Here is a 12,396-nt window from a genome sequence, read left to right as displayed (position 1 = left end):
GGCTCTGCTTGTTGGTCGCCTGAGCCTGCGGCTCCGCTCCGGGCAGGATGCCTCGTACCTCGGCCCCTACCCTCCGCTGCGCCTCCGGCTCAGGCGACGGAAGCGTCCAGCACGAGCTGGCCGCCCTCGACCTTGGCGCCCGTGACCGTGACCCCCGGGAACTTGGCCTCCAGCAGGCGCTCGACGTCGACGGCGATCCGCGCGTCCGGCTGCACGTCCACGACGCCCGGCGGCAGGCCCTGCTTGGCGACCTCGTGCTCGATGGGCGCGGCGGCCAGGCTCAGCAGCCGGTGCGCCGGGAGGCCGGCGGCGTTCACCTCGACGGCGAGCGTCGCGACGCCGCGTTCGAACGAGGCCAGCTTCACGTCGGCCCGCACGATCGGGGCGATCTTGACTGCCAGCTTGAGCGGCCCGGGCAGGGTCTCGACCCGGCGCAGGTCCGCGACCACACGGATCACGTCCCCGTCGCCGACGACGGAGCTGATGACTGGCGGCGCCTGCTTGGCGATCCGCGCCAGGCTGAGCACCTCTTCGGGAGCGATCCGGATATGCACGATTCGACCCTAACCCAGCAAGCTGAGCAGGCGCGGCAGCGCGTGGCCGAACGCGGGCAGCAGCGTCAGGGTGCCGATCTCGTCCAGGCCGACCCAGCGCACCTCGAGGCTCTCGGGGTCGGCGGCGCGCGGCTCCACCTGGTGCCCGGCCGCGACGTCGGCCACGACCGTCGTGTACGTCCAGGCCGGGTGCTCCAGCACGTGCGTACCCACCACGTGCACCGCGGCCGGGTCGATCGCGGCCTCCTCGGCGGCCTCGCGCAGCGCGCCGTCCTCGGGCTTCTCGTCCGGGGCCAGCGCCCCGCCGGGGATGCCCCAGGTACCACCCATGTGCGACCAGAGCGCGCGGTGCTGGAGCACCATCGCCGACGGCGCCCCGTCGTCGTCCCGCCGGACGAGGAGCAGCCCAGCGGCGCCGAACAGGCCCCAGTGCCGGTGGTCCCCGCAGGTCACCCAGCCGTCGCCGTCGTGCCGGTGGAGGTCGCTGGGGGGCACAGTCGGGTTCGGCACGGCGTCAGTCTCTCAGGTCGGACGCGGGCTGTCAGCGTCCGGCGCGGACGTCCCGCCACCACGGACGGACGTCCCGCCACCCTGACGGGCGGCGGGACGTGGTTCCTGCTCGGTCCAGCTCAGTCCTGCGCGGGGACGCCCTCGACGACGACCTTGCCGCCCTCGAAGCGGAAGCCCGTCACCTCGGTGAACTGCCCGCGCATCAGCGCACGGAGGTCGAGCGAGACGGTGCCGTCCTTGCGGAGCTGCACGGCGTTCTCGGGCAGGCCGCTCTTGCGCGCCATCTTGGCGATGGTGCCCGCGGCGAGCGGGAGCAGCTTGGTGGCGGGCAGGCCGGCGGCGTCCGCCTCGACCTGGAGCACCGCGATGTTCTGCCACACCGACGTGATCCGCGCCGACGCGTGCATGACCGGGACGGCCTTGGCCGCGATCTTCACGGGCAGCGGGGCGTAGGTGAGGCGGCGCAGGTCCGCCGTCACGGCGATGACGCCGTCGTCGCAGGTCAGCTCGCTGACGAACGACGGAAGGGTCTTGCGGGGGCGAACGAGGGCGATGGCCTCTTCGGGGCTGAGTACTACGACGCTGGTCACGTCGCAGAACCTAGCGGATCAGAAGATGCCCGATGAGCGCACCTGGTTCCTATCAGGTGCGATCGGGCCCTTTTCACCCGTGTTGATGTCGGAAATCACCCGATAGCGTGGTTCAGTCGACGATCTCGCACAGCGCGGCGCCGGCCGAGACACCCGCACCCGGCGCCGCCGTGAGCGAGCGGACGGTGCCCGAGCGGTGGGCCAGGATCGGCTGCTCCATCTTCATGGCCTCCAGCACGACGACGAGGTCGCCCTCGGCCACCTGCGCGCCGTCCTCGACCGCGACCTTGACGATGGTGCCCTGCATCGGCGAGGCGAGCGTGTTGCCGGTCGAGCCGCTCGACGCCTTGCCGCCACCCGCACGGCGGGCCGGGCGGCGCGCCGCGTTGGCGGTGCGTGCGCGGCCTGCCGCGACGCCGAGGCCCGCGGGCAGCACGACCTCGAGGCGGCGTCCGCCGACCTCGACGACGACGCGCTCGGCCGTGACCTCCTCGACGTCCTCCTCGGGGGCCGGGGCGGCTGGAGCCAGCGCCTTCAGCTCGTCGGCGAACTCGGTCTCGATCCAGCGCGTGTGCACGCGGAACGGCGAGCCGTCCGTCGGGACGAACGCCTCGGCGTCGAGCACCGCCTTGTGGAACGGGACGACCGTGGGGATGCCCTCGACCACGAGCTCGCGCAGGGCGCGGCGGGCCCGCTCGACCGCCTGGGTGCGCGTGGCGCCCGTGACGATGAGCTTGGCGATCATGGAGTCGAACGCGCCGGAGACGGTGTCGCCCGCGACGACACCCGTGTCGACGCGCACGCCCGGGCCCGACGGCCAGGTGATCGTGTTCAGGCGGCCCGGCGCCGGCAGGAAGCCCGCGGCCGGGTCCTCACCGTTGATGCGGAACTCGAGGGAGTGCCCGCGGATCGCGGGGGAGTCGTAGCCGAGCGGCTCGCCGGCGGCGATGCGCAGCTGCTCACGGACCAGGTCGATCCCCGTGACTTCCTCGGTCACCGGGTGCTCGACCTGGAGGCGGGTGTTCACCTCGAGGAAGGAAATGGTGCCGTCGAGGCCCACGAGGAACTCGCAGGTCCCGGCGCCGACGTACCCGGCCTCACGCAGGATGGCCTCCGAGGCCATGTACAGCGACTTCTCCTGCTCCGGCGTGAGGAACGGCGCGGGCGCCTCCTCGACCAGCTTCTGGTGGCGGCGCTGCAGGGAGCAGTCGCGGGTCGACACCACGACGACGTTGCCGTGGGTGTCCGCGAGGCACTGCGTCTCCACGTGGCGCGGCTTGTCCAGGTAGCGCTCCACGAAGCACTCGCCGCGGCCGAACGCGGCCGTCGCCTCGCGGACCGCCGAGTCGAACAGCTCGTCGATCTCGTCGAACGTGCGCGCGACCTTGAGGCCGCGGCCGCCGCCGCCGAACGCCGCCTTGATGGCGATGGGCAGGCCGTGCTCCTCGGCGAAGGCCCGCACCTCGCTGCTGTCCTTGACCGGGTCGGGCGTGCCGGGCACCAGGGGCGCGCCGGCGCGCTGCGCGATGTGCCGGGCGCTCACCTTGTCGCCGAGCGCGTCGATGGCCGACGGCGGCGGGCCGATCCAGACGAGCCCCGCGTCGATGACGGCCTGGGCGAACTCGGCGTTCTCCGACAGGAACCCGTAGCCCGGGTGCACGGCGTCGGCGCCGGAGCGGCGGGCGACGTCGAGCAGCTTGGCCGGGTCGAGGTACGTGTCGGCGGCGCGGGCGCCGCCGAGGGCGAACGCCTCGTCGGCGATCCGCACGTGCATGGCCTCGCGGTCCTGGTCGGCGTAGACGGCGACGGACGCCAGCCCCGCATCGGCGCATCCGCGTGCGACGCGGACGGCGATCTCACCACGGTTGGCGATGAGCACCTTCGAGATGGTTCGGGGCAGGCTGGAACTAGGCACGGCTCACCGTAACCCGGGTATCCGGGACCTATGTACCGGCTCCGGGCAGGCGGCGGAAAGTCTGGAGCGCAGACCAACCCCGGAGCGGGCCGTTTGTGGGAATCAGACATGGCGTCGGCACTGTGCAGTCCACTGAGCCGCCCGGGGTTGTCGGTATCGGGTAAACGGGGGTTGGGGTTGGGGCTGGGGCTGGGGCTGGGGCTGGGGCTGGGGCGGCGGGCTGGCGGCGGCGGGCTAGCGGGCGGGGGCTGGCGGGCGCGGGCTGACGGTCACCCGCCGCGCGCTGCGTAGCCGGCGCCTGGCGACGGCGCCGGCAGTGAGCCAGGCCGACGGTGGCGAACGTAGGCTCCGTCGGCTCATAAGCGCTCATGCGCCGACGAAGCCTACGTTCGACCACGGTGCACGGTGCACGGTGCACGGTGCACGGTGCGCGGTGTGCCGTGCGCGGTGCGCGACACCCGGCGCGCGTAGCGAGGAGGGTTTCTGCGGGGGGCCGCCGGCCGTGGCGCCGTCGGCGGCGAACGTAGGTTCCGTCGGCTCATAGGCGCTCACGAGCCGACGAAGCCTACGTTCGACCACGGTGCACGGTGCACGGTGCACGGTGCACGGTGCACGGTGCGCGTGGCGCGGAGGGTTTCCTGCGGGGGCGACCGGTCGTGGCCGCGGCGGTGGCGAACGTAGGTTTCGTCGGCTCATGGCCGCTCATGCGCCGACGCAGCCTACGTTCGACTGCCGACTGCCGACTGCCGACTGCCGACTGCCGACTGCCGACTGCCGACTGCGAGTGCCGACTGCCGGGCGCCGGGCGCCGGGAGCCGGGAGCCGGGAGCCGGGCACCGGCCGCCGAGCGCGGGTGCCCGGAAGTCAGGTGCGAGGGTGCGCCGGGCGTGAGGCGCGGAAAGTTGTCGGCGTGGCCGACCGGCACGGCGGACGGCGGTTGCTGGTAGCGAGCGCGACCACAGGGGGCCTCCCGGGCCGTCCGTCCACAGCGGTGCTGCTCGGAGCATCGTCACGCGGCCGGGTCGGGGTGGGATCGACGGCATGAGACCTCGGAGGACCCTCCCTCAGCCGCTCCTGTCGGTCGCTGCCGCGCAGGAGGGGCTGGTGAACAAGGCGCAGTGCGTCGCGGCGGGGCTCGACAAGGACGCCGTGGGCCTGCTCGTCGCGCACGGCCGCTGGCGCCGGGTCGTGCGCTGCGTCTACGACACCGACCCGACGCCGTCGGAGCAGCGTCGGCGGGACGGCCGCCACGGCCACCTCCGGCGTCGTACCGCGTGGACCGCGATGCTGGCCGTGGGGAACGGGATCGCGACCGGCGCTTGCGCGCTCGCGTTGCTCGGCGTCGACGGTCTCGTCGAGGAGGTGTTGCCCGAGGCCGCGCGATCGGGCGGGATGTACTCGGCGGTCGACGGCGTGACGCTGCGGCGCTACCGGGGCTTCGCCGACGAGGAGTACCGGGGGCGGCGGATCGCGTCGGTCGTCCCGGCGCTGGCGCAGGCGCTCCCGTACCTGTCGCGCGGCGAGGTCGTGGCGGTGCTCAGCGGCGCCCTGCGGGAGGGGTACATCGACCGGAGCGGCCTCGACGACGTCCGCGGAATGTTGCGTGGCCGCAGGGGAGCCGCGCGAGCACAGAGCCTGCTCGACCTGGCCGGGGCGTGCGACGGTTCGGCCGCCGAGTCGTTCGCGCGCCTGTCCTTCGTCGACTCCGGAGTTCCCCCGGACGGTCAGCAGGTCATGTTCACGCTGGACGGCGTGTTCCTGGCGCGGGTCGACTTCGTCTGGTGCCTGCCCGACGGCCGGTACGTCGTCGCGGAGATCGACGGCCGCGCGTTCCACTCCGGGGAGGCGATGCTCGCCGACGACGCGGGGCGGCAGAACCGGCTCGTCGCCGGCGGCAGGGTGATCGTCATCAGGTTCCCGGCGACCCGAGCCCTGAGCGACGAGACGCCCACGGTCGGCACGGAGATGGCGGCCCGTCTCCACTCGCTGGCCTGGCGCCCCACACCAGGGCTGTCGAACGTAGGGTTCGTCGCACTCTGAGTGCTCAAGAGCCGACGAACCCTACGTTCGGCCAATCGCCAGTCGATCAGCTGGCGGCCGCACGGTGGGCGCGGAGATGGCGGCCCGTCTCCACTCGCTGGCCTGGCGCCCGACGTCGGGGCTGGCGAACGTAGAGTTCGTCGCACTCTGAGCGCCCAAGAGCCGATAAACCCTACGTTCGGCCGATCGCCCCAGACGATGAGCTGGCGGCCGCGCGCTGGCCTGGCGCCCCACACTTGGGCTTGCGAACGTAGGGTTCGTCGCACCCTGAGAGCTCAGACGCCGACGAATCCTACGTTCGGCCGAGCGCCGGAGGTCACGCGTTCCGCAGCGACCGCCACGGGACGTCCAGCTCGCCCAGGAGCTCGCGGAGCAGCGGCAGGCTGATGCCGACCACGCCGTGGTGGTCGCCCTCGATGCGCTCGACGTACGGGCCGCCGAGGCCGTCGATCGTGAACGCGCCGGCCACGTGCAGCGGCTCGTCGGTCGCGATGTAGGCGTCGATCTCGTCGTCGTCGATGTCCGCGAACCAGACCGTGGTCGAGCTGGTCGAGCCGAGCGTGCCGCCGGTGCCGCCGTCGGCGTCGTCGCGCAGGTCGATCACCCAGTGGCCCGAGTGCAGCACACCCTTGCCGCCGCGCATGGCGCGCCAGCGCTCGCGCGCGGTGGCGGCGTCGGCCGGCTTGCCCACGACGGCGCCGTCGAACTCCAGCATGGAGTCGCAGCCGACGACGATCAGGTCGGTGGGCGGCTCGTCGTCCGACTCGTCCCACGACGCCTCGAGGCGGGCCGCCACCTCCTCGGCCTTGGCCTGGGCCAGGACGAGCACGGCGTCGGCGGGATCGAGGTCGCCGAACCGGTCGGCGGCGTCGGCGAGGACCTTGTCCTCGTCCACCCCGGACACGACGACGTCGGGGGTGACTCCGGCGGACTGCAGCGTCGCGAGTCGGGCGGGGGACTGGGAGGCGAGGACCAGGCGTGGCACGCGCGACACAGTAACGAGAATGCGGCCGGAGCAAACAGGATTTCCGGGATCGGTGTGGAGTGACCCACGTCACTTATCGTCCCGCGCCGGCCCACGTGTCAGACGTACAGGTCACCCGAGGGGCCTGTACGTCTGACACGTGAGGTCAGGCGAGCGCCTCGCGCAGGGTGTCCAGGCCCACCGAACCGAGGTTGAGCGCGCGGGCATGGAAGGCCTTGGCGTCGAACTCCTGGCCCGCCGGCACGGCCGCCTTCGCGGCGTCCCGCGTCTGCTCCCAGAGCCGCTGCCCCACCTTGTACGACGGCGCCTGCCCCGGCCAGCCGAGGTACCGGTTGAACTCGAAGCGGACGAACTGCTCGGGCATGTTCACGTTGGCCAGCAGGAACGGCCAGCCCTTCTCGGCGGTCCAGGTGCCGCCGCCCCACTGCTCGGGGGCGGGCTTGCCGAGGTGCACGCCGATGTCGAACACCACGCGGGCCGCGCGCAGGCGCTGCGCGTCGAGCATGCCGAGGCGGTCGCCCGGGTCGTCCATGTAGCCCAGGTCGGCCATGAGGCGCTCCGCGTACAGAGCCCAGCCCTCGCCGTGGCCGGAGACCCAGCAGGCGAGCCGGCGCCAGCTGTTCAGCGTGTCGCGCGCGAACACCGCCTGGCCGCACTGCAGGTGATGGCCGGGGACGCCCTCGTGGTAGACGGTCGTCTTCTCGCGCCAGGTGTTGAACTCGGTGACGCCCGTCGGCACGGACCACCACATGCGGCCGGGCCGCGACCAGTCGTCGCTCGGCGGGGTGTAGTAAATGCCGCCCGACTGGGTCGGCGCGATCATGCACTCCAGGTCGAGCACGGGCTCGGGGACGTCGAAGTGCGTGCCGTTCAGCGCGGTGATCGCGGCGTCCGACGTCTCCTGCATCCAGGACTTGAGGGCCGCGGTGCCGATGAGCTTGCGCGAGGGGTCGGCGTCGAGCGCCGCCACCGCCTGCTCGACGGTGGCGCCGGGCCCGGCGATCTGCGCGGCGACCTGCTCCTGCTCGGCGACGATCGAGGCGAGCTCCTCGAGGCCCCACTCGTAGGTCTCGTCGAGGTCCACCTTCGCGCCCAGGAAGTAGCGCGAGAACAGGGTGTACCGCTCGCGGCCCACGGCGTCGGCCTCGGGTGCCTGCGGCGCCAGGTCGCGCTCCAGGAACTCCGCGAGCTTCCCGTAGGCCTCGCGGGCGGCCGTGGCGCCGTGCTCCAGCTCCTTGCGGACCAGGCTGCACGCCGCGGACTCGTCCAGCACGGCGTCGACCGCCTCGCCGCGCGTGAACGACGTGAAGAAGGAGTCGGCCCCGGCCAGCTCGCGCGCCTGGTCGACGCACTCGCGCACCTGGCGGATCGCCGCCACGTTCCCCTGGGCGGCCGCCGCCGTCAGCGACTCGATGTACCCGTCGACGGCGCCCGGCAGGCCGTTCAGTCGCGAGGCGATGTTCTCCCAGGCCTCCACCGAGTCGGTGGCCATGATGTCGAAGATGTCGCGCAGGCTCTGCACCGGGGACTCGATGTTGTTCAGGCTGCGCAGGTTCTCGCCGGCGTCGTGCAGTTCCAGGTCGAGCCCGACCCGCTCGCGCATCGCGGACAGCGTGACGCGGTCGACGTCGTCGGTGGGCTCCAGGCCGTCGAGCTTCGCCAGCACCTCGCGCCCGGCCTGGGCGACGGCGTCGTGGCCGGCCGGGGAGAGGTCGTCGGTCTCGTGGTCGTGGCCGGGCAGGCCCCAGGCCGTCGCGGACAGCGGGGAGAGCTCGGTGAGGCGGGTGACGTAGGCGTCGGCGACGGCGTCGATCGGGGTGGGGGGCCGCGTGGGAGAGGTCATGAGGTGGAGCGTACGGGGCGCGTTCCCTCACTCGCAGTCGCAATACCCGGCGGTCAGGACCGCAGGCTCCACCGCCACGAGTCCGCGTTGTGCCGCCCCGAGCGCCCGCCGAAGTTCTTCGCCGTGGCCGCCCCGTTCCCGCGCAGCGCGCGGGAACGGTTGGTCCACTCGTCGAGCGGCGCCGCGTCCTCGGGTTCCGTGCCCGCGGCCGCCACGGCGGCGAGGCCGGCGACCAGCGCCGCCACCTCGACGTCGTCGGGCTCGCCGCGGACGACCCGCACCTCGGAGCTCACTCGTCGTCCTCCTCGTAGAAGCCGAAGCCCGGGGCTTCGCCGCGCGAGGCCGCCCACTCGGCGATGTCGTAACCGCCCTCGGTGAGCTGCGTGGCGACGGACTCGCCGGCGGCGTCGAGCAGGTCGATCACGCCGTCCAGGGAGGCGTCGCCGCCCCGCGCGCCGACCACGAAGCCGAGGTAGAACGACTCGCCCTCCTCGGGCGTCTCGGACTCGAGGATCTCGTCCTCCTCGCCCTCGTGCTCCGGCTCCCACACGGACGAGGTGAGGTCCGGGTGCATGCCCAGCGCGCCGTGCAGCGTGTCGAACAGCGCGGCGTTCAGGTGCCCCACCTTCGACTCGAGGGCCAGCACGCGCGGGTCCTCGTCGGCCTCGGCGGCGCCGAACTCGGCGCGCACCCCCACGGCGGTCCCCACGTAGTCGTGCAGCGCGGCCGCCAGGGCGTCGACGGCGCGGTGCATCGGCTCCGTGTCGACGCGGCCCATCGGCGCCGGGCCGTGGGTGGCGTCTTCGTGGCTCATGCAGTCTCCTCCAGGTCTCGGCCGGCTCGATGCCCGCTCACAGCGGGATGTTGCCGTGCTTCTTCGGAGGAAGCGTAGATCGCTTGGTGCGCAGCGCGCGCAGGGCGCGCACGACCTGCACCCGGGTCTCGGACGGGCGGATCACCGCGTCCACGTAGCCGCGCTCGGCGGCGTCCCACGGGTTGACGATGGCGTCCTCGTACTCGGCGGTCAGCCGGGCCCGCTCGGCCTCGACGTCGCCGCCCGCCTCCTGGACCGTCTTCAGCGCGCCGCGCTGCAGGATGTTCACCGCGCCGCTCGCGCCCATGACCGCGATCTGCGCCGTCGGCCACGCCAGGTTGACGTCGGCACCGAGCTGCTTGGAGCCCATCACGATGTACGCGCCGCCGTACGCCTTGCGCGTGATGATGGTGACCAGCGGCACCGTGGCCTCGGCGTACGCGTAGATCAGCTTGGCGCCGCGGCGGATGATGCCCTGGTGCTCCTGGCCGACGCCGGGCAGGAAGCCCGGCACGTCCACGAACGTCAGCACGGGGATGTTGAACGCGTCGCAGGTGCGCACGAACCGCGCGGCCTTCTCGGCGGCGTCGATGTCGAGCGTTCCGGCCATGGACTGCGGCTGGTTGGCGATGATGCCGACCGACTGCCCCTCCACGTGCCCGAACCCGATCAGCACGTTGGTCGCGAACATCGGCTGGACCTCGAGGAACGACTCCGGGTCCAGCACCGCCTCGACGGCCTCGCGCATGTCGTACGGCTGGTTGTCGCTGTCCGGGATCAGCGCGTCGAGCGCCTCGTCCTCCGGCGTGACCTCCAGCACCGTCTCGTCGTCCGGCGGGAACGACGGCGCGTCCGAGAGGTTGTTCTGCGGCAGGTAGCTCACCAGGTGGCGCACGTAGTCGAGCGCGTCGTCCTCGTCGCTGCCCATGTAGTGCGCCACACCCGACTTCGAGTTGTGCGTGCGGGCGCCGCCCAGGGTCTCGAAGTCCACGTCCTCGCCGGTGACCGTGCGGATCACGTCCGGGCCGGTGATGAACATGTTCGACGTCTGGTCGGCCATGACGATGAAGTCGGTCAGGGCGGGGGAGTACACCGCGCCGCCCGCGCTCGGGCCGAGGATCAGGGAGATCTGCGGGATCACGCCGGACGCCGCCACGTTGCGGCGGAACATCTCCGCGAACTGGGTCAGGGCCGCGACACCCTCCTGGATGCGCGCGCCGCCGCCGTCGCTGATGCCGATCAACGGCACGCCGGTGCGCAGCGCGAGGTCCTGCACCTTGGTGATCTTCTGGCCGTGCACCTCGCCGAGGCTGCCGCCGAACACCGTGAAGTCCTGCGAGTAGACGCAGACCTGGCGGCCGTCGATCGTGCCGTACCCGGTCACGACGCCGTCGCCGGCGATGCGCTTCTTGTCCAGGCCGAAGTTGCGGCTGCGGTGCTTGGCCAGCGCGTCCAGCTCGGTGAAGCTGCCCTCGTCCAGGAGCGCCTCGATGCGCTCGCGGGCGGTCTTCTTGCCGCGCTTGTGCTGCTTCTCCTTGGCCGTCTCCTCTGGCGTGTCGATGGCGGCTGCCCGGCGGGCGTCGAGGTCGTCCAGCTTGGCGCGCGTACCGGCGAGGGTGGTGGTGGAGTCGTTCACAAGTCCGAGCGTAGTTGTCGGATGCCTCTTGCTCGATGCGGGAGACCCCAGCGGGTCGCGCCGCCGCCTTGTGGGTTTCCTCCAAGGGCGGCCACACGGCCCAGGGGAGAGGATGAAGAGGTGCGTCCCTCCCTGTACCTCGACCGCCTGACCGTCCCCGGGTTCGCCCGGGTCGAGGTGGTCGAGACGTCGCCCTCCACCAACGCCGAGCTGGTCGCCGCCGTCCGCGCCGACCCGGCCGCCTGGCCCGCGCCGTCGGCCCTGGTCGCGGAGGAGCAGACCGCCGGGCGTGGCCGCGCCGGCCGGTCCTGGCAGACGCCGCCGCGCGCCGGCCTCACCGTCTCCGTCCTCCTGCGGCCCCGCGTCCCCGCGGAGACCCTCGGCTGGCTCCCGCTCCTGGCCGGCCTCGCGGTGGTCCGCGCCGTGTCCGACGGCGGGGTCACCGCCGCCGTGAAGTGGCCCAACGACGTCCTGCTGCCCGCCGACGACGCGGCCGCCGGGCTGGGGCCGTACCGCAAGGTCGCCGGCATCCTCGCCGAGGTGGTCCCGGAGGCGCCCGCCGCCGGCCCGGCCGGTGCCGCGCCCGCCCCCGCCCCCGCCGTCGTGCTCGGGATCGGGCTCAACGTGTCCCAGTCGGCCGAGGAGCTCCCCGTACCGACAGCCACGTCGCTGGCGCTCGCGGGCTACCCGCGCCCCGACCGCACCGACGTGCTGGTCCGGATGCTCGGCGAGGTGCACGCCGTCGTCCGGCGCTGGGAGGACGCGGGCGGCGACGTCGTGGCCGCCGGTCTGCTGGCCGAGTACGCGGCCGTGTCCGCGACGCTGGGCACCCGGGTGCGGGCCGAGCTCGCCGGGGACGCCGGCGTGCTGGAGGGCGAGGCCGTGGGCCTCGACGAGTCCGGGGCGCTGCGCATCCGGACGGACGCCGGCGAGGAGCGCACGGTGACCGCCGGCGACGTCTGGCACCTGCGGTAAGGCCTGCCGGGCTGCGCGCGGGCGCCTCGGATCGCGGCGGGTGAAGTCGCGCCCCAGCAGGGGTGAACTCGTCGGCAGCCCCTGCCGCGCACCCCCTGACCTGCGGTAATCTCCGCCACAACGCAACGACGCGCAGCACGGGTGGCCGACGGCAGGAGACGCCATGGAGGCAGGGCGAGCCACGGTCGGTGTGGCCAAGGGAATCGTGTGCGCCGCGGCGGTCGTCACGGTGTACCTCATCAGCACGGTCCGGCTGGACCGGGGCATCGTCCAGACGGACGGGACGCCGACGGCGGGGCTCGTCGCGGCCGGGGTCGCCTGGCTGCTGGTCGTCTGGGTGCTGCTCCACCGGGACGACGGCGTCCGCGGCGTGCGGCTGACCCTGTGGAACGTCGTGACGGTGGTCGGGATGCTCCTGGTGCTCATGGGGATCCCGCTCGTGCTGACGCTCGTGGCCTGACCTGCGGGGGTCTCGGCGCGGGCACTGGGGCCGGTGCATGCGGTTGCATGAGGTGCGCCCGCCTACAGTGGTGA

12 protein-coding genes are annotated in these 12,396 nt (G+C 73.0%); 3 read left to right on the top strand and 9 right to left on the bottom strand.

Translation table 11 applies throughout. From position 1 onward, the window contains the following. Nucleotides 1–89: 89 nt before the first annotated feature. The 4 genes from H291_RS0102175 to H291_RS0102160 form a co-directional block, all read right to left on the bottom strand. On the bottom strand, nt 90–554 hold the full coding sequence (locus H291_RS0102175; RefSeq protein ID WP_157236659.1) for a hypothetical protein: 465 nt from the start codon (nt 552–554) through the stop codon (nt 90–92). A gap of 9 nt (nt 555–563) precedes the next feature. Next, nucleotides 564–1,064, bottom strand: coding sequence for an NUDIX domain-containing protein (locus H291_RS0102170; protein ID WP_232215960.1), 501 nt, complete (start codon nt 1,062–1,064; stop codon nt 564–566). Nucleotides 1,065–1,183: 119 nt separating this feature from the next. Continuing rightward, entirely contained in the window at nt 1,184–1,654 is a 471-nt protein-coding gene (locus tag H291_RS0102165; protein WP_020013336.1) for a hypothetical protein, read from the bottom strand. Between the two features lie 112 nt (nt 1,655–1,766). Further along, nucleotides 1,767–3,569: an ATP-binding protein gene (locus tag H291_RS0102160; protein WP_442956520.1), complete on the bottom strand. Its 1,803-nt coding sequence runs from the start codon at nt 3,567–3,569 to the stop codon at nt 1,767–1,769. A gap of 1,041 nt (nt 3,570–4,610) precedes the next feature. Between H291_RS0102160 and H291_RS32155 the strand changes: the two genes are divergently transcribed. Next, a complete protein-coding gene (locus H291_RS32155) occupies nt 4,611–5,609 on the top strand; it encodes a hypothetical protein (RefSeq protein ID WP_157236658.1) in 999 nt (332 codons plus the stop codon). Nucleotides 5,610–5,925: 316 nt separating this feature from the next. Here the strand turns inward: H291_RS32155 and H291_RS0102150 are convergent, their stop codons facing one another. The 5 genes from H291_RS0102150 to H291_RS0102130 all read right to left on the bottom strand — a co-directional run bounded on the left by H291_RS0102150 (nt 5,926) and on the right by H291_RS0102130 (nt 10,887). Beyond that, entirely contained in the window at nt 5,926–6,594 is a 669-nt protein-coding gene (locus H291_RS0102150; RefSeq protein ID WP_033325457.1) for a Maf family protein, read from the bottom strand. A 145-nt stretch (nt 6,595–6,739) separates the two neighbouring features. Continuing rightward, nucleotides 6,740–8,437 (bottom strand): DUF885 domain-containing protein, encoded by a 1,698-nt coding sequence (locus tag H291_RS0102145; RefSeq protein WP_020013332.1) that lies wholly within the window; start codon nt 8,435–8,437, stop codon nt 6,740–6,742. Nucleotides 8,438–8,490: 53 nt separating this feature from the next. Then, a complete protein-coding gene (locus tag H291_RS0102140; RefSeq protein WP_020013331.1) occupies nt 8,491–8,730 on the bottom strand; it encodes an acyl-CoA carboxylase epsilon subunit in 240 nt (79 codons plus the stop codon). Then, nucleotides 8,727–9,251, bottom strand: coding sequence for a hypothetical protein (locus H291_RS0102135; protein ID WP_020013330.1), 525 nt, complete (start codon nt 9,249–9,251; stop codon nt 8,727–8,729). Before H291_RS0102135 ends, H291_RS0102140 begins: the two co-directional genes overlap by 4 nt. Nucleotides 9,252–9,288: 37 nt before the next feature. Then, a complete protein-coding gene (locus H291_RS0102130) occupies nt 9,289–10,887 on the bottom strand; it encodes an acyl-CoA carboxylase subunit beta (protein ID WP_020013329.1) in 1,599 nt (532 codons plus the stop codon). A gap of 120 nt (nt 10,888–11,007) precedes the next feature. Between H291_RS0102130 and H291_RS0102125 the strand changes: the two genes are divergently transcribed. Next, nucleotides 11,008–11,862 (top strand): biotin--[acetyl-CoA-carboxylase] ligase, encoded by an 855-nt coding sequence (locus H291_RS0102125; protein WP_020013328.1) that lies wholly within the window; start codon nt 11,008–11,010, stop codon nt 11,860–11,862. Between the two features lie 163 nt (nt 11,863–12,025). Then, nucleotides 12,026–12,322, top strand: coding sequence for a hypothetical protein (locus H291_RS0102120; RefSeq protein WP_020013327.1), 297 nt, complete (start codon nt 12,026–12,028; stop codon nt 12,320–12,322). The last annotated feature ends 74 nt before the right edge of the window (nt 12,323–12,396 follow it).

The organism is Promicromonospora sukumoe 327MFSha3.1 (assembly GCF_000385135.1).
In the GTDB taxonomy this organism is placed as follows: domain Bacteria; phylum Actinomycetota; class Actinomycetes; order Actinomycetales; family Cellulomonadaceae; genus Promicromonospora; species Promicromonospora sukumoe_B.
The sequence above is the reverse complement of the archived record's forward strand: the minus strand, read 5'-3'. Positions and strand labels throughout refer to the sequence as shown.